General features: G+C 64.5%; 18 protein-coding genes. 3 read left to right on the forward strand and 15 right to left on the reverse strand.

Features of this window, described 5'->3' with window-relative positions; all coding sequences use genetic code 11:
• Positions 1-137 precede the first annotated feature (137 nt).
• From ACODRW_RS21040 to flgB, 13 genes are all read right to left on the reverse strand, one after another.
• Positions 138-1043 carry an ion channel gene (locus ACODRW_RS21040; RefSeq protein WP_488906625.1) on the reverse strand — a complete coding sequence of 302 codons (906 nt, stop codon included), beginning with the start codon at positions 1041-1043 and terminating at the stop codon, positions 138-140.
• A 122-nt stretch (positions 1044-1165) separates the two neighbouring features.
• Positions 1166-2203: a hypothetical protein gene (locus tag ACODRW_RS21045; protein ID WP_488906626.1), complete on the reverse strand. Its 1038-nt coding sequence runs from the start codon at positions 2201-2203 to the stop codon at positions 1166-1168.
• Positions 2204-2214: 11 nt separating this feature from the next.
• Positions 2215-3123, reverse strand: coding sequence for a flagellar hook-associated protein FlgL (flgL, locus tag ACODRW_RS21050; RefSeq protein ID WP_107732399.1), 909 nt, complete (start codon positions 3121-3123; stop codon positions 2215-2217).
• A gap of 10 nt (positions 3124-3133) precedes the next feature.
• Positions 3134-4501 carry a flagellar hook-associated protein FlgK gene (gene flgK / locus ACODRW_RS21055; RefSeq protein ID WP_107800162.1) on the reverse strand — a complete coding sequence of 456 codons (1368 nt, stop codon included), beginning with the start codon at positions 4499-4501 and terminating at the stop codon, positions 3134-3136.
• An 8-nt stretch (positions 4502-4509) separates the two neighbouring features.
• Complete coding sequence (locus tag ACODRW_RS21060; protein WP_107800161.1) at positions 4510-4956, reverse strand: flagellar biosynthesis protein FlgJ; 447 nt, start codon at positions 4954-4956, stop codon at positions 4510-4512.
• Entirely contained in the window at positions 4956-6056 is a 1101-nt protein-coding gene (locus ACODRW_RS21065; protein WP_019102956.1) for a flagellar basal body P-ring protein FlgI, read from the reverse strand. Before ACODRW_RS21065 ends, ACODRW_RS21060 begins: the two co-directional genes overlap by 1 nt.
• Before the next feature lie 119 nt (positions 6057-6175).
• The gene (flgH, locus tag ACODRW_RS21070) at positions 6176-6826 is read right to left on the reverse strand and encodes a flagellar basal body L-ring protein FlgH (protein WP_048415603.1); all 651 of its coding nucleotides are present in this window, start codon (positions 6824-6826) and stop codon (positions 6176-6178) included.
• Entirely contained in the window at positions 6823-7611 is a 789-nt protein-coding gene (flgG, locus tag ACODRW_RS21075; protein WP_082159140.1) for a flagellar basal-body rod protein FlgG, read from the reverse strand. The genes flgH and flgG overlap by 4 nt, the downstream gene beginning before the upstream one ends.
• Before the next feature lie 64 nt (positions 7612-7675).
• Complete coding sequence (locus tag ACODRW_RS21080) at positions 7676-8407, reverse strand: flagellar basal body rod protein FlgF (RefSeq protein WP_488906627.1); 732 nt, start codon at positions 8405-8407, stop codon at positions 7676-7678.
• 16 nt (positions 8408-8423) lie between these two features.
• Positions 8424-9602: a flagellar hook protein FlgE gene (locus ACODRW_RS21085; protein ID WP_227107813.1), complete on the reverse strand. Its 1179-nt coding sequence runs from the start codon at positions 9600-9602 to the stop codon at positions 8424-8426.
• 38 nt (positions 9603-9640) lie between these two features.
• Entirely contained in the window at positions 9641-10324 is a 684-nt protein-coding gene (locus ACODRW_RS21090) for a flagellar hook capping FlgD N-terminal domain-containing protein (RefSeq protein WP_107800157.1), read from the reverse strand.
• Positions 10321-10746 carry a flagellar basal body rod protein FlgC gene (gene flgC / locus ACODRW_RS21095; protein WP_107800156.1) on the reverse strand — a complete coding sequence of 142 codons (426 nt, stop codon included), beginning with the start codon at positions 10744-10746 and terminating at the stop codon, positions 10321-10323. Before flgC ends, ACODRW_RS21090 begins: the two co-directional genes overlap by 4 nt.
• A gap of 3 nt (positions 10747-10749) precedes the next feature.
• Positions 10750-11109 (reverse strand): flagellar basal body rod protein FlgB, encoded by a 360-nt coding sequence (gene flgB, locus ACODRW_RS21100; RefSeq protein ID WP_039755772.1) that lies wholly within the window; start codon positions 11107-11109, stop codon positions 10750-10752.
• Positions 11110-11244: 135 nt separating this feature from the next.
• Between flgB and flgA the strand changes: the two genes are divergently transcribed.
• Complete coding sequence (flgA, locus tag ACODRW_RS21105; protein WP_488906628.1) at positions 11245-11961, forward strand: flagellar basal body P-ring formation chaperone FlgA; 717 nt, start codon at positions 11245-11247, stop codon at positions 11959-11961.
• A 61-nt stretch (positions 11962-12022) separates the two neighbouring features.
• Here the strand turns inward: flgA and ACODRW_RS21110 are convergent, their stop codons facing one another.
• Positions 12023-12727: a glutathione S-transferase N-terminal domain-containing protein gene (locus ACODRW_RS21110; protein ID WP_474453767.1), complete on the reverse strand. Its 705-nt coding sequence runs from the start codon at positions 12725-12727 to the stop codon at positions 12023-12025.
• Positions 12728-13000: 273 nt separating this feature from the next.
• On the opposite strand from ACODRW_RS21110, the gene ACODRW_RS21115 reads away from it, so the two are divergent.
• Together ACODRW_RS21115 and ACODRW_RS21120 are read left to right on the forward strand one after the other, a co-directional pair.
• The gene (locus ACODRW_RS21115) at positions 13001-14329 is read left to right on the forward strand and encodes a methyl-accepting chemotaxis protein (protein WP_227107807.1); all 1329 of its coding nucleotides are present in this window, start codon (positions 13001-13003) and stop codon (positions 14327-14329) included.
• Between the two features lie 98 nt (positions 14330-14427).
• The gene (locus tag ACODRW_RS21120) at positions 14428-15627 is read left to right on the forward strand and encodes an NnrS family protein (RefSeq protein ID WP_488906629.1); all 1200 of its coding nucleotides are present in this window, start codon (positions 14428-14430) and stop codon (positions 15625-15627) included.
• 41 nt (positions 15628-15668) lie between these two features.
• Here ACODRW_RS21120 and ACODRW_RS21125 read toward each other — a convergent pair whose 3' ends face one another.
• A complete protein-coding gene (locus ACODRW_RS21125; protein WP_227107804.1) occupies positions 15669-16874 on the reverse strand; it encodes an EAL domain-containing response regulator in 1206 nt (401 codons plus the stop codon).
• Positions 16875-17038: the final 164 nt, after the last annotated feature.

A 17038-nucleotide genomic window follows, 5' to 3' on the forward strand; every position in this document is an offset into this window, starting at 1 on the left:
TTCCGTCGCTGCGTTGTCTGCTGAGGAGGCGAACTATACGTCAGCCCCCTAAACCAGTCAACACCTTTCGACACAAAAAAGCGCCCTCTTGCATTAAGCCATTGAATTGCAATGAAAGCGCTGACGAGCGCGGGCGCTCAACCCTCTTCGCGCCGGCCGGAATCCCTTGGCAGCGGGCTGACTTCCTGCAATCGCCGATAGTCGATATGGTCGTTTTCTTCCGCGTCGGTATAGATCAGGTCGGCAAAAGCGTGATTCCAGCGAATGTCCTGGTGCGAAAAGGTGTGACGCGCCACCATGGGCTGAATGGTGGTTTCATCGATGCCGTTGATGGACAGAATCAGTTGCGCGCGCGCAGCCGCCAACGATTCGGCGTCGCGACCATATAAGGGACTGCCCTCCTCCAGCTTGTGCACCAGCGTCCAGCCGAGCACGAACATAGGGTGCTGGTCGCGCACCAGTTCCAAATCGTGAAGCTTGCGGAAGCTCACGCCCTCAGCGCTGACCTCATGCTGCAACAGGCGCAAGCGGGCGCTGGCGTCGATGATCACATTATTTCTGGCATTGGCCGCGCGCAGCATAAACGCGGGCTTGCCGTCCAGCAAGCGCACCACCGGACTATGGGTAAACACGATGCGCGCCCTGGGCCGCGAAAAGCGGGCGAAGGTGACGCCGGTGATCAGCGCGATGCTCATCATGCCGATGAAGATCTCCAGCATCGAGACCCAATGGGCGTACAGGCTTTGCGGATGCATATCGCCGTAGCCGACGGTGGCCAGCGTTTCCACGCTGAAGAAGAAGGCGCCGAGGAAACCCGGCGGATACTGGTTGGCGATGCCGCCGGCCCGCGCCTGGTAGAGCCCGGCGAACAATAGATTCAGCGCGATGAAGGCGGCGGCGATGAATAGATAGAAGCGCGGCCAGCTGATGGTCATGCAGAAATGGTAGAGGTCTTGCAGCGAGTGGCGAGGGACGCTGTGAAGGTAGACGCTGCGCCCCCCTACTTCTACGCGCCGAGCCGGCTTGTTACCGGGGGAAGTCATGAATGGCCAGCCCGTCCTTGAGGTGGGAATGGCTGATTGTGTGAAGATCGCGAACCGGCGTCAATAAACCCGAAGGCCATCGACGCCCTGGAAACCCTCCAACGTTGCCGCTGGAGCCGTTTCTAGCCCAACGACAACAGCGACACCACCCGGTAACGGCTGACGCCGATCAGGGCCGGCACCAACTCATAGAAGTTGCGATAGCCGTCCGGCTGATTCAGACGCGCGTTGAAATCGGACACGAACTGGCTGGCCCAGCTTTGCTCGTTCATATGCGACAGCTGTTCGATGGAGTGCTGCGCCTCGGCGATCGCGCTATTGATCGCCGCGCGGGTTTGCTGCAGCTGACCGATGGAGCGCACCACGCTTTGCAGCGCCTGGCGCACCTGGGCGTGGTCGCCCACTTTCCAGCGCTCGGGCTGAAACGCTTCGGCCTCCGGCTGCAGCTTGAGCCGCTGCGGAATGCCGCCGGGAAAACGAATGCCGCCGCCGCGCACGGTCATGCGCTCGCTGAGCGCGCCCCATTGCGATTCCGGCACGCTGAACGCCAGCTGTCCGTCTTCATTCATTTCCGCGCGCACGCCGCTGGCGGCGAGACCGCGATTAAAGCGGCGCAGGAGATCCTCTTCTTCGGACGCTCCGCCCACTTGCACCGACGCCGGCGCCGCGCCGGATTCTCCGGTGGAGAACACCAGGGTTTCCGCCTGGCCGCCGGACAGGGCGGCTAGATCCAGGCCTTTGACGGTGAAGCCCTGGCGCGCGTCGGCGGCCAGATGGAAGCGCAGCTGGCCGTCCAGGCTGCCGCCGCTGGCGGTCTGGCGCTTGCGCCACTGCTCATTGAATTGCTCGAGCTGGCGCTGCAAATCGCCCTGATTCAACTGGCGCAGGGTCAGCTCGCGACTGAGTCCAGATTTGACGCCTTCCAGTTGACCCAGCAAACCGTCGACGAAGGACAGGGCCTGCTGCGCCGAGGTCAGTTGCTCATTGAGTTGGGCGCTGTAGCGCCAGCCCGAGGCCGGCGCGCCGCGCACTTGCGCGGCCGGCTGCGCCTGCGGCGCCGGCGCGCGCTCGATCACGCTGGCGGCGGCGACCGCGCCGGCGTCCTTGCCCCAGCGCTTGCCGCTTTGTTTGACGTTGACGGAGGAAATCGGGGTGTTCATGCCGCTCTCGATCAAATCACGTCAAACAGGGACAGCTGACTGACGCGGCCATAGGCTTTTTGGCTGGCCTGCAGCGCCATGGTGTAGCCGTTCATCTGAATGAAGGCGTCGGCGTAGTCCAAGCTGCCCAATTTGGTCATGGTCTGCTTATTGGAAAGGCTGACATTGTCGTGATTGAGGGCCAGCGTTTTCATGATGTTCTGCGTGCCGCCCAGTTGGGCGATCTTGCTGGAAATGCCTTCCAGCGCCTTGTCGCTGGCGTTCATCGCGCTGCGGATGTCGGCGGCGACGGTCGGATCCTTATTGTCCAGCGCCGGGTCTTCCAGCCGGCCTATGGTTTTGTCCAGCTGATTGAGGATGTCGGCCATGTTTTCCAGGGTGACGTTGGAAGCCTGGGTAATGCCGTCGCCCACCACCACTTGCTGCTTGTCGGTATTGCCGGTGAAGCTGTAGCGGCTGCCCGCCGGCTGGGCGGCGTCGTAAGCGAGGGCGGCCACCGCCGGCTTGGAGCCGGAGAACATGTAGCGGCCTTCGGCGTCCTTGGTGTTGGCCGAGTAGAACAGGCTTTCGCGCAAGCTGCGCAGCGGCGTCGCCATCGCCTTGAGATCGTCCACCGGCGGGTTGTTGGCCGCCGCGGTCAGCAGGTCCTTGGCGTCGCGAATGTCCAGGCTGATGCTGTCCAGGATGGATTCGTTCTTGGACAAGGCGGAGCTGAGCGCGCCGATGTTTTGCTGGTACTGGTCCAGCGCGGCTTCTTCGCGCTGCAAACGCAACAGGCGCACGCTGGCGATGGGGTCGTCCGACGGCGCCAGCAGCCGGTCGCCGCTGGACATGCGTTGCAGCAGCTCGGCCAGCGCGGAGTTGCTGGTCTGCATCGCCAATTGCATGGTGGACAGGTATTGATTGCTGGAAACGCGCATGCTGTCTTCCTTACAAGATGGACAAGGTGCTTTCGAACAGCTGGTTCGCCACGCTGATCACCTTCATATTGGCCTGGTACATTTTCTGGAACTCCAGCAGGTCCATCGCTTCTTCGTCGCGATTGACGCCGCTTGTGTTGTGCCAGCTCTTTTCCGCTTCGGCGCGAATCACCTTGGCGCTTTCCAAACCGGATTTGTTCTGCTTGCTGCTGACCGCCAGCTTGCCCACCATTTGCGAGTAGGCGTCGCCTATGGTGACGGCGCCGACGCCGGGCATGGTGATTTTCTGCTGCTGCAGGCCGATCACCGCCAGCAGATTGCTATTGTCGCCGGGCTTGGCCGGATCGCCGGAGAAGCCCAGCTCGGCGGAGGTGATGCCGCTGGTTTTCAGGATGCCGTTGACGCCGGAGGCGTCGTAGACGAACAGCGGCTTGCCCGGCTGGCCGTTGCTGTCGTAGCCCAGCGCCAATTGATCGTTGACGCGCTTCGCCATTTCGCTGGCCAGGGTTTTCACCTGCGCGCGCATCGGGCGCACGGTCTGGATTTCGTATTGATTGAGCCCGCCCAGCTGGCCGCCCAGACCGTCGCCGGCCAGGGTGTATTTGTCCTTGGAGAAGTTCAGCGTCAGCACCTGGCTGCCGTCCGGCTGGCTGGTATTGCTCAGCGTGGCCGCCTGGGTGTCCGCCACCAGCGGCAGGCCGGTCTTGAGGCTGACGTTCTTGCTGCCGTCCGGCTGCGACACCACGCGCACTTCCACCAGGGCGGACAGCGAATCGATCTGACGGTCGCGCTCGTCTTCCAGGCCGGAGGTATTGGTGCCGATGGCCTTGCCGGCCGAGATCTTGGCGTTGAGGTCGGCGATATTGGACACCGAGCTGTTGATCTGGGTGACGGTGGCGGAGCGCTGCTCGGCGATGGCGCTCAGTTGGGAGCCGAACACCTTGTCCAGATTGTTGAAGCGCTGCGCCAGCGCTTCGGCGCTGCGGATCACCGGGTCGCGCATCGCGTCGCCGGACAGGCTGGCGGCGCTGAGCGCCTGGAAGAACTGATCGAAACCGGCGGACAGGCTGCTGCCGTCGCGGCCCATCACTTGCTCCAACTGGCCGAAGTAGGGATTCTGCGCCACCAGTTCGCCCTGGCTGGACGCCGCCTGCCACAGCTGCAGGTTTTTGAAGTCGTCGTTGAAGCGGCGCACCGCGTTGACCACCACGCCGGAACCGGAGCTGTACGGGTCGCCGCTGCCGGGCATCAGCGCGGTCAGCACCACGCCCTGGCGCGAGTAGCCGGGAGTCATCTGGTTGGCGATGTTCTGGCTGACGGCGTTCAGCGCGGCCTGGGAGGCGACGGCGCCGGTCAGCGCGTTGTCTATCATGCGCATGGCGGTTCTTACCTTTTATTCAGCGGCAGCAGCGGCGGCGCGAAAGCGGCCAGACCCTGCGCGTCCGGCAGCGAGCCGGGGTTCTGTTTATCGCTTGCGACCGGCGCGCCGCCGTTCTTAAGGTGAATATTGCCACCCTCTTCCGGCAGCAGCTGGCGCAGGATGGCGTTGGCCACGCCGAACACCCGCTGCTTGGCCAGTTGGTCAGCCACCGCGCCGTCGGCGAAATCCATCATGTCGCCGTTGATGGAGTTGGCGAAGATGCTGTCCTCGCCGGCGATTTCGCGCGTGGTCTTGCGGATCTGCTTGAACATCTCGCGGACGAACTGGGCTTCGAACTGCTCCGCCGCGGCGCCGGCCTTGCGGCGGTATTCCGGCGAGGCCGGCTGCACCGCCGGCTCGTCCTTGGCGTCGGCCGGCATCGCCAGCGCGGCTTGTATCTGTTTGCTTTCCATCAGATCACCACCAGTTCGCCGTCGATCGCGCCGGCCTGATCCAGCGCCTGCAGTATCGCCATGATGTCGTCCGGCGTGGCGCCGGTGCTGTTCACGGTGTCGATGATGGCGCGCAGGCTGGCGCCGGCCGGCCACTGGAACATGCGGCCGGAACCCTGGTCCACGTTGACGGTGGAGTTGGGGACAGTCGTGGTCTGGCCGTTGCTGAACGGCCCGGGCTGGCTGACGCTCGGGTTTTCCGAGATCACCACGCGCAGACTGCCGTGGGACACCGCCGCCGGGCGCACGGTGACGCCCTGGCTGATCACTACGGTGCCGGTGCGCGAGTTGAACACCACGCGCGGCACTTCGCTGCCCACGCCGACATTGACCCGCTCCAGCCGCGCGACGAAGGCGACGCGCTCGGTGGGGTCCAGCGGCGCGCGCACCTGGATGGTGGTGGCGTTGCGGGTGCTGGCCACGCGGCCGAAGCTGGCGTTGATGGCCTTGACGATATTGGTGGCGGTTTCGAAATTGGGCCGGCGCAGGCTGAGACGCACGCTGTCGCCCTCTTCGAAATCGCTGGGAATTTCGCGTTCGATGGACGCGCCGTTGGGCACGCGGCCGGAGGTGGGCGTGTTGACGGTGACGCTGGAACCGCTCTTGCCCTGGGCGGACACGCCGCCCACCACCACATTGCCCTGAGCCAAGGCGTAGATTTCGCCGTTGGCCGCCTTCAGCTGGGTCAGCAACAAGGTGCCGCCGCGCAGGCTCTTGGCGTCGCCCAGCGAGGACACCGTGACGTCTATGGTCTGGCCGCGGCCGTAACCCGGCGGCAAGCTGGCGCTGACCATCACCGCCGCCACGTTCTTGACCTTGGTGTCGGTGCGTTCCGGCATTTTCAGGCCGAACTGCTTGAGCATATTGGCCACCGACTGGCCGGAGAATTTAACCTGGGAGTTGTCGCCGGTGCCGTCCAGGCCCACCACGATGCCGTAGCCGATCAACTGGTTTTCGCGGATGCCCTCCACCGTCACCAGATTGCGCAAGGGCTGCGCCGTCGCCAGCGTCGCCGCCAGCAGCAGTGTCCATCCCGTTATTTGCTTGATAAAACCGTGCATGATCCGCCCTGAATGATTCTGTGATTGCGCATGCCCGCCCCAAGGGCCGCATACGCGAACGGCGGACGCCCGTCAGCGCCCGCCTGTTGTCCCGCCCGGACTCCCCGCCGCTCCGCCGCTCAGAACGGCATCAGCGGGCTGGCGAAGAACTTCATCAGCCAGCCGGGTTCGTTGGCGTCCGACAAGGCCCCGCGGCCGGAGTAGCCGATGCGGGCGTTGGCGATGCGCAGCGAGGACACGCGGTTGTCGGTGTCGATGTCTTCCACCCGCACATAGCCGGCCAGGCGCAGGAATTCCTCGCCCTGGTTCAGCACCAGCTGTTTTTCGCCCTTCACTTCCAGCAGGCCGTTGCCCAGCACCTTGTGGACCACCACGGTCAGCGCGCCGGACAGCATGTTCTGCTGGGTTGAGGTGGAGGAGCCGTTGAAGTCCCGGCCCGCGTCCACGCCCACTTGCGCGCGGAAGGTGGTATTGCCCAACAAGGACGGCGCGATGTTGGCGCCGGATTTCTTGCCGAAGCTGGTGCCGGCCTTCTTGCTGGCCTGAGTGGTTTCTTCCAGCACCACGGTCAGCACGTCGCCGGGGCGGAAGGCGCGGCTGTCCGAAGTCAGCGATTGCGCGCCGGCGACGGTGAACACGCCGCCGCCCTTGCCGCGCTGCGGCTGCTGCAGCAATTCCGGCAAGGCGAATTCCTGCGTGGTCTGCGGCGGAATCGGCTGCGCGCAGCCGGCCAGCAGCAGCGCCAGCGCGCTCAGGGCCAGCAGCTTCATCGGGCCGACTGCGCCAGGTACTGCATCATATTGTCGGCGGCGCTCAGCACCTTGGTGTTCATCTCGTAAGTGCGCTGCGCGGCGATCATGTCCACCATTTCCTCCACCACCTGGACGTTGGAGCCCTCCAGCGCGCCCTGCTTGAGCTTGCCCAGGGAGCCGGAGCCCGGCGCGTCGGTGGTGGCATCGCCGCTGGCGGCGGTTTTCTGGAACAGATTGTCGCCCAGCGCCAGCAGACCGGCCGGGTTGACGAAGCTGGCCAGTTCGATCTGACCGGCGGTTTCCAGCGTGCTGCCGCTGCCGCGGGTGTAGCTGACGGTGCCGGTTTCGCTGATGGTCACCGAGGAGGCGTCGGCCGGAATGGTGATGGACGGCTCCAGCGGCAGGCCCTGCGGGGTGACGATGGCGCCCTGGTCGTTGCGCTGCAGCTGGCCGGCGCGGGTGTAGCCGGTTTCGCCGTTGCTCATTTTCACTTGCAAAAAGCCCTGGCCGACGATGGCCAGATCCAAGGACTGATTGGTGGTGGTCAGCGTGCCCGAGGTGAACACTTTCTGGGTGCCCACCAAGCGGGTGCCGTTGCCCAGCTGCACGCCCAGCGGCGCGGTGTTGTCCTGGTCGGTCTTGCCGCCCGGCTGGCGGTCCACTTGGTAGAACAGGTCTTCGAACACCATGCGGTCGCGCTTGAAGCCGACGGTGTTGACGTTGGCGAGGTTGTTGGCGATGGCGGTCAGGCGCGCGTCCTGCGCCTGGATGCCGGTCTTGCTCACCCACATTGCTGGATTCATGTTTCGATTCCCCGATGGTTTGCGCCGTCGGCCTTGGCCGCGGCGCTGTTATTGGAAGGCCGGATCAGGCGCGCACCAGGCGGTTGCCCGCCTCCACCATGTCGCTGGCGGAGTTGAACAAGCGCATCTGCATTTCAAAGTTGCGGTTCAGCGTCATGGTGGCCACCATTTCCTCCACCGCCGACACATTGCTGCGCTCCAGATGCTCGCCCTGCACCTTGACGGTGTCGTCGGCGGCCAGCACGCCGCCCTGACGGCTGATCACCAGGCCGTTGGGGTCCTTGGCGATGTCCTGCGGCTGCGGCTTGACCAGCTTGAGCTTGTCTATCGGCTGCATTTCGCTTTCGCCGGCGGCCAGCACCGAGATCACGCCGTCGCTGCCGATGTGCAGCTTGACGTAGTCCGGCGGCAAGGTGATCTGGCCGCCGTCGCCCAGCACCGGATGGCCGTTGACGCTCAACTTGCCGTCCACGTCCGCCACCATGGCGCCGGCCCGGGTATAGGCCTCGTTGCCGTCCGGCCCCTGCACCGCGAAAAAGCCCTCGCCCTTCACCGCCACGTCCAGGTCGCGGCCGGTTTCCACCACCGCGCCGCTGCGCACGTCCACCGCGTTGGCGCCGTTCTGGCTCAGGTGGCGCGCGTCGTAGCCGTAGCCGGGCACGGTCTGGCTGGTGCTGACGCCGATGTCGGCGCGAAAGCCGCCGGTTTCGGCGTTGGCGATGTTGTTGGCGTGAATCTGCTGCGCCTTGAGCATGCGGTCGGCGCCGCTCATCGCGGTGTAGATCAGTGCGTCCATTTATCCTTGCCCCGCCTTAGACCGCCTGCATCAACGCCTGGATGGTCTGGTTCTCGGTGGAAATCACCTTGGTGTTGGCCTGGTAATTACGCTGCGCGGTCATCAGGTCCACCAGTTCGGAGGTCATGTCCACATTGGACTGTTCCAGGGTGAAGGCCAGCAGATTGCCGGACAGGCCGGCGCCCGGGCGCGAGTAGACCGCGGTGCCGGAGCCGGCGGTTTCCACCCAGCTGGTCTGCGAAGTGGCTTGCAGCGCGGATTCATTGGGGAAATTGGCGATGGCCAAGGTGCCCACCACTTGCTTCTGGCCGTTGCTGTAGGCCGCCACCACGTCGCCGTTGTCGTTCAGGCTGGTGCCGGTCATCGAGCCGGACGGGTAACCGTTGCTGGCGTTCAGGGTCTGGCTGCTTTCGCCGGCGAACTGAGTGGTGCCGGTGTAGTCCAGCTTCACCGCCAGCGGGGACGCGCCGGCGGGGGTGCCCAGGTTCAGCGCCACCGGCGCGGTGGGGCTGGTCAGCTTGCCGTCGGTGTCGAAATTCAGGGTGGCGGTGGTGGGCAGGTCGACGCCGTCCAGCGTGTAGTGCACGGTGACGGTGCTGGGACCGGTCTTGCAGAAGTACTGGGTCAGGTTGAGCTTATTGCCCAGGGAGTCGTAAACCGTGGACACCGCCGAGCTGTTGAAGGTGTTCTGCGCCTTGTCGAACGGCACGGTCTGCACGCTCCAGCCCGCCGACATATTGCCGACGTATTGCAGCTTGTCGCTGGCCTTGGCCGGGATGTTGCCGTTGGGGATCTTGATGTCGCCGAAGGCGCCCAGCGCATTGCCGTCCGCCTTGCCGTAGCCTTGCACGCGGCGGTTGAAGCCGTCCACCAGGTAGCCGTCCTTGTCCGCATTGAAGATGCCGACTCGCGAATAGGCCATGCCGCCGTTCAGATCGCGGCTGACGAAGAAGCCGCGGCCGTCGATGGCGGCGTCCAGCGGACGACCGGTGCGCACGGTATTGCCGTTGCGCGCCATGTTCTGACTGTGGCCGACCACTTCCACCCCCATCGGCTGCGCGCCGGCGTAGGCGGCGGAAAAACTGGTGCGGCTGGACTTGAAGCCGTAAGTGCCGGTGTTGGCGATGTTGTTACTGATATTGCCCAGTTGGTTGTTGACGGCGTTAATGCCGGACAAAGCAATGTCGAAACTCATGGTCGCTCCAAAGTTCGTAGGTGTCTTGAATCGGCGCTTCAGGCCTGGGTCTTGCCCAGCAGGCGGGTAATGGCGGAAGCGGGGAATTCGCCCAGGCCGGCCAGCGTCAGCGTAGGCTCGCCGCCGTTGATGGGCAGGCGCACGCCGGATACGGTGGCCTGCATTTCCAGCCCGGCTTTGGATTTGGACGCGGTGCGCACTTCCAGCTTGTAATCGCCTTCCACCAGGCCGTGCTTGCTCGGGTCCACGTTGAAATCGAACTCGCCGGCCGGGCGCTTGCCCAGATCGATCACGGTTTGCTGGCCGCCGGAGTCGGTCAGCACCAGGGACACCTGCTGCTCTTCGCCGGACAGGGTGACGCGGCCGGACAAGGGGTCCTTGCCGCTCAGATGCGCCTGGTCGGCCTGCACCAGCACTTGGCGTCCCACTTGCGAACCCAGCGACACGCCCTGCAGCTCGCGCAGCATCAAAGCGTTGCCCTGCAACTGCTTGAGCATGTCGGCGGAGCTCTTCATCTGGCTCATCTGCGCCAGCTGGCTGACGAACTGCGAGGCGTCGGTGGGGTCCAGCGGGTTCTGGTTCTGGATCTGAGCCAGCAGCAGCTTCATGAACATATCGTCCATGCCCGGGTTTTGTCCGGCGGCCGGCGCCACCGCCGGATTGGCGCCGTTGGAGGCGGCGGACGGGCTCTGCTGCCCGTTTTGCGCGGCGTTCACGCTCATGCGTTGTCTCCCAGTTTCAGCAGGTCCTGCTGCATGCCCTTGACCCGGGCCAGCACTTCCACATTGGTCTGGAACGCGCGCGAGGCCGACAGCATGTCGGTCATCTCCTCCACCGCGTTCACATTGGAATAGAAAACATTGCCCTCGGCGTCGGCCAGCGGATTGCCCGGCTCATGCGCCTTGCGCACCGGCTCCTGGTTCTGCACCACGTCGAGCACGCCCACGCTGGCGCCGCGCCAGCCGTCGAAGCCGTCGCCGCCCCGGTATTGGGTGGCGAACACCGGCTTGCGGGAGCGGTAGGCCGCCTGTTCGCTGCCGGCGGCGGTGTCGGCGTTGGCCAGATTGCTGGCCACGGTGTTGAGACGCACCGTCTGCGCCGTCATGGCGGAGCCGGCAATGCGGGAAATATCGCGGAAGGACATGGCTTACTGACCTGCTATCACTTTGGCCAGCCCGCGGAACTTCATGTTCAGGAAGGCGAGGCTGGTCTGGAATTCGGAAACGTTCTGCGCGAACTCGGCCTGCTCCACGCCCAGCTCCACGGTGTTGCCGTCGCGCGCCGGGTGATTGGGCAGCCGGTATTGCAATTCGCCGGACGGCGAATCCAGCGGAAACGCGGCGTCGTCCGCCGAAGCGGCCAAAGCCGTTTTGAAATCGATGTCCCGCGCCTGATAACCGGGCGTGTTCTCGTTGGCGATGTTGGACGCCAGAATACGGGTGCGCTCCGCCCTCAACTGCAAGGCAGCCGGGTGGACGCTCAATGCTTTATCAAGGTGCAAACCCATTGCCTAGACCCATGCGGTTCTCTACCATATTTAAACATCGGCTATCTAATTCACATTAAATGGCCGGTCGATTGAAAAGCGATACTAATAACCGCACCCCCTCACGTATACGGGATAATTACCAAGTCATCTGTAATGGGAATTTTCACATCCTCTCGGCATCAAACCGCGCCGCTATTGGCTGCGCTGCTCATTCTGCCCTGCGTTCCGGCGCTGGCGGCCCCCTATCCGGCCGTCGCCGCGGTGGAGCAGACCGCGCGTTCTCTGCTGCTGCAAAAACTGGAAAAAGCCGGTCTGGCGGCGGCCCGCGTCAATCTCAAGGCCTTGCCGCCGCGCGGCTTCAACGCCCCGCCCTGCCCGGAGCCGGTGCGCGTCGCCGCGCTGGACGAGCGCTCCCCCAGCCGCATGCGGCTGCAAGCCCGCTGCGACGCCGCCGGCTGGGACGCTGAATTCATCGTCCGCGCCGAAATCAGCGCCCGCGTGGCGGTGGCGGCGCGCGACATTCCGGCGCGCAGCCTGCTGGACGCCGGCGACATCGAATGGCAGGAACGCCCGGTGCTGGACCCGGCCGACATGGTGGGCGCCAAGACCAAGCTGGAAGGCCTGAGCAACCGCACCGCGCTGCGCCAGGGCCAGCCGCTGCGGCTCAAGGCGCTGGAAGCCAGCCTGCTGGTCAAGCGCGGCGAGGAAGTGCGCATCGTCGCGCGCAACAGCGGCATCGAGGTGGTCGCCGCCGGCGAGGCGCTGGGCAACGGCCGCCAGGGCGAAATCATCCGCGTGCGCAACAGCGCCACCGGCAAGGTGATACGCGCCCGCGCCAGCCTGCCGGGCGAGGTCAATCCGGTGGACTGAACAAGCGAAAGCCCCCGGACGGGGGCTTTTGGGGCTACGGGCAAACGCGGTGAGAACCGGTTTACGATCTCGCCGGAATCGTCAGCCCGCGCTGCACCGCCGGCCGCGCCAGGAAGGCGTCCAAGGCGCGCGTCACCTGCGGGAAGTCCGCAATCGACACCAGTTCGCCGGCCTCGTAAAAACCGATCAGATTGCGCACCCAGGGGAAGATGGCGATGTCGGCGATGCCGTACTCGTCCCCCATCACCCATTGGCGGCCAGTCAGTCTTTGCTCCAGCACCGCCAGCAGGCGGCGCGACTCGTTCACATAACGATCGCGCGGACGTTTGTCCTCGTAGTCCTTGCCGGCGAACTTGTGGAAGAAACCCACCTGGCCGAACATCGGGCCGATGCCGCCCATCTGGAACATCAGCCACTGTATGGCCTCGTAGCGCGCGGCGGGATCGGCGGGCAGCAATTGGCCGCTCTTCTCCGCCAGATACAGCAGGATGGCGCCGGATTCGAACAAGGCCAGCGGCTTGCCGCCCGGGCCGGCCGGATCGAGAATGGCGGGAATCTTGTTATTGGGGTTCAGCGACAGGAATTCCGGCGATAGCTGATCGTTGCTGTCGAAGCTGACCAGGTGCGCTTCATACGGCAGGCCGGTTTCTTCCAGCATGATGGACGCCTTGACCCCGTTGGGCGTGGTCAGCGAATACAGCTGGATGCGTTCCGGATATTTCGCAGGCCATTTGCGGGTGATGGGAAAGGCGGATAAATCGCTCATACGCGCTCCATTGAGTTTGGACGGGTGGGTTGCGCGCCCATGATAAGCCCGGCTTTTGCATTTGTCTTAAATCAGCAGCTCGTCAATGGCGAGATGTTATTGACGCAATAGCTGGATACACTGTTAATCCGTGCCTATGGTCAACGCCGCCCACCAATAAGCAATTCATTCAAAAATAAATTTCCCTTCTAAATCATGTGGAATGTATTAGTTTGAAATGAGGTTGGCGTGCTCCAATGGCACTCCTGGATGGCAATTACAATGGAGGCAGCCATGCCCTTTTTTTCCGGAAAACTCAAGGAGCAGCTCAACGAGCTGACCGGCCAACTGGACGGCCTGCGCGGCATGCTGTCCGCCATCGACCGTTCCATGGCGATGATACAATTCACTCCCGACGGCATCGTCACCAACGTCAATGAAAACTTCCTGCGCACCATGGGCTACCGGCGCGAAGAAGTCATCGGCAAGCATCACCGCATCTTCTGCGATAAAAACCATGTTTCCAGCGCCGCCTACGCCGAGTTCTGGCAAAAGCTGAAACGCGGCGAGCCGGTCAACGGCCGCTTCAGCCGCTACGCCAAGAACGGCGAGGAAATCTGGCTGGAAGCCAGCTACACCCCGGTGCTGTCCAGCGACGGCCAGGTGTGCGGCGTGGTCAAAGTGGCGTCCGACATCTCCGACCAAGTGCATCAGGAACAGAACGACCAGGCCATCCGCCTGGCGATCAGCCGCTCCATGGCCCAGATCGAGTTTGATCTGGACGGCAATATCCAGGACGCCAACGAAAACTTCCTCAACACCTTCGGCTATACCTTGGCCGAAATCCGCGGCAAGCATCACCGCATGCTCTGCGACGCCGACTACGCCGCCAGCCCGGACTACGCGGAGTTCTGGCGCCAGCTGCGCCAGGGCAAGTTTTTCCAGGGCCAGTTCAAGCGCCTGAGCAAAAACGGGCAGATCATCTGGCTGGAAGCCACGTACAACCCGGTCTACGACCTCAACGGCAAGCCGGTGCGGGTGGTCAAGTTCGCCCAGGACATCAGCCGCCGGGTGCAGCAATTGCAGGCCCAGGCGGAGAACGCCCAGTCCGCGGTGGAAGTCTCGGTCAATACCGAGCAACTGTCGGTCAAGGGCAGCGCGGTGCTGGAACAGGCCGCCAGCGAAATCACCAAGGTGGCGTCCAGCGTGGAAAGCTCCTCCATCATCATCACCAAGCTGGGCGACAGCTCCGGTCAGATCGGCACCATCATCAGCACCATCAGCGAGATTGCGGACCAGACCAATCTCCTGGCCTTGAACGCGGCGATCGAGGCGGCGCGCGCCGGCGAGATGGGCCGCGGCTTCGCCGTGGTGGCGGACGAGGTGCGCAAGCTGGCCGAGCGCACCAGCCAATCCACCGGCGAGATCTCCGGCATCGTGCGCAGCATCCAGGAGGACTCCAAGTCCGCCATCACCTCCATGCAACAGGTGCGCGGCCTGGCCGACACCAGCTTGCAGCTGTCCGAACAGGCGCGCGACTCCATCGCCGAGATCCGCGCCGGCGCCAAGGAGGTGGTGCAAGTGGTGCGCGACGTGTCGGAGCTGCTGCAGCAGCGCGCCTGAGCCTGGAAGGCAGGCTCGGAAAGCCTTGATCCAAATCATGTCCGCGTCCGCCAGGACGCGGCGATACTGAGGCGCCCACACCTTATCCCGAGCCCGCGATGAAACACCCCCACCCCGCGGCGATGCTGGCCCAGGCGCCGCATCGCGCCGCCTTTCTGCCCGGCATGCTGTTCGCCATCCTGCTGCTGGCCGCCTGGAGCGCCGAGTTGACCAGCCGCCTGCTCGGCGTCCACGCCGCGCTGGCGGTGCCCTCCTCGCTGGCCCACGGCTTCCTGATGTTGTTCGGCTTCTTCCCGCTGTTCATGACCGGCTTTCTGTTCACCGCCGGCCCGCGCTGGCTGGGCGTGGAGCCGCCCGGCCGTCTTATCTTCGTCGGCGTGCCGGCGCTGATGGTGGGCGGGCTGCTGCTGTGGCTGGCCGGGCTGTGGCTGGGCATCTCCTGGACGCTGATCGGCCACGCGCTGTACACGCTGGGCTTCAGCGGTCTCACGCTGACTTTCGCCTGCCTGCTGCTGGCCAGCCCTCAAGCGGACCGCCGCCACGCCTGCGCGGTGCTGGCCGCGCTGTTCTGCGGCGCGCTGGCGCTGCTGGCCGGCGCTTACTGGCTGATCTTCCAGGACGGCCAGGCCTGGCTGTGGATGCGCAATCTGGCCTTGTGGGGCTTTCTGCTGCCGGTGTTTCTGACCGTCTGCCATCGCATGCTGCCCTTCTTCTCCGCCAACGCGCTGCCGGAGTACCAGCCCTGGCGGCCGGGCTGGCTGCTGGCCGCGCTGCTGGCCGGCTCCTTGGGTCATGGCCTGCTGGACGGCTTCGGCCTGCCCGCTTGGCCGCTGGACGCGGCGATGGCCGCGCTGCTGGCTTACGTCAGCTGGCGCTGGCGGCTGGTCGCGGCGTTGCGGGTCAGGCTGCTGGGCATGCTGCACCTGGCTTTCGCCTGGCTGCCGGTCGGCTTCGGGCTATACGCGCTCAATGGCTGGCTGGCTTCGCCGCGCCTGGCGCTGGCGGCGCTGCACGCGGTCACCGTCGGCTTTTTCCTGACCATGATGATCGCCTTCGTGTCGCGGGTGACGCTGGGCCACTCCGGCCAGCCGCTGCAGGCCGGCCCCGGCTTGTGGCGGCTCTACCTGGCCGCGCACTGGCTGGCGCTGACCCGGGTAACCACCGAAATGCTGCCCGGCGTCTGGTCCGGCTGGTTGTACGGCGCGGCGGCCCTGGGCTGGCTATTGACGCTGGCGGTCTGGGGCCGCGCCTTCATGCCCAGCTACTGGCGGCGGCGCGCAGACGGCAAGCCGGGCTGAGAACCTGTTCACGGTCCGCGGGCCGGCCTTGAGCCCTGCGCTCAAGCCTGCCCGCGCCGGCGCAGATAATCGGGCACTTCCTCGGCCGGCATCGGCCAGCCCAGCAGATAGCCTTGCACATAGTCCACGCCCAGCCTCAGCATCAATTGCAAATCCGCCTCTTCGCCTATGCCTTCGGCCACCACCTGGATATTGCGGTCCTTGGCCAGCCGGATGGTGGATTCCAGAATCTCCCGCGCCACGCTGTCGTCAGCGGCCCCGGCCACCAGCGAACGGTCTATCTTGATCGCGCTCACCGGCAGTTCGCGCAGATACTCCAGGCCGCTGTAGCCGCAGCCCACATCGTCCAAGGACACGCGGAAACCGGCCATGCGCAGCCGTATCACGTTTTCCAGCGCCTGATAGATGTTTTTCAGCCGCTGGGTTTCGGTCAGCTCCAGCGTCAACAGGGCCGGCGCCATGCCCAGTTCCTCCGCCGCCTCGGCCAGGCTGGACGGCAAATCCGGGTTGCAGAACTGGCTGGCGGTGAGATTGATCGAGACCCTCAGGCCGGACAGCGCCACTTGTCCGCTCCAACGGCGATAGTCCTCCACCGCCGCGCGGAAAATGACGAAGAACAAGTCTTCGTCCAGACCGTAGTGCTCCAGACCGGGCAAGAACGCCGAGGGCTCCAGCAACCCCCGCTCCGGATGACGCCATCGCGCCAGCGCCTCCACCCCCGCCACCCTCAGCCGGGCGGAATCGGCCTGCGGCTGATACCAGGGCAGGATTTCGCCGCACCGCAATGCCCGCTCCAGCTCCTGACGGTCGAAATCCGACGACGCCCCGTCCCATGCCGGCCGGCGCGCCACCGTTTCCCACAGCTTGCATAGCTGTTCCATGGACAAGGGCGTGTTCAGGCTGCCTATCACCGGCAGATTGTGAAACGCGGCCACGCGGTAAGCGCCCATCAGCATGTCCTTGGACAGCGAGCTGTTGAACACGATGGGCGGCACCGCCGGCAGGCCGGACAGATGCCGCAACAGCAGGATGCCGTCCATCCCCGGCATATTGAGATCGCTGATCATCAAGTCGTAGCGATGTCGCTGCAAACGCTCGAGCGCGTCGGCGCCGTCGCGCGCCTCGTCGATGCGGTCGATGCCCACTTGGCGCAAAGCCTGGCTCAGCGCGCAACGCTGCAAATCGTGATCGTCCACGATCAAAACCCGCATCGGCGCCGGGCCGGGTTTGGCGGTTATCGGTTCCATGGCATGTTCTCTGTCCCTTTCAGAGCGCTATTTTCCTTAGCCGGCCCAAGTGTAAGGAATAGGAAGATGCTGAATTTGCCGGTGAATTTCCAGATATGGTTTTTTCCGCTCTTATCAAAATCGCATCAAACTTTGCCGCATGAGAGCGCGTTTTTGTTCTATAT

Source organism: Chromobacterium sp. FG89, from assembly GCF_057808735.1.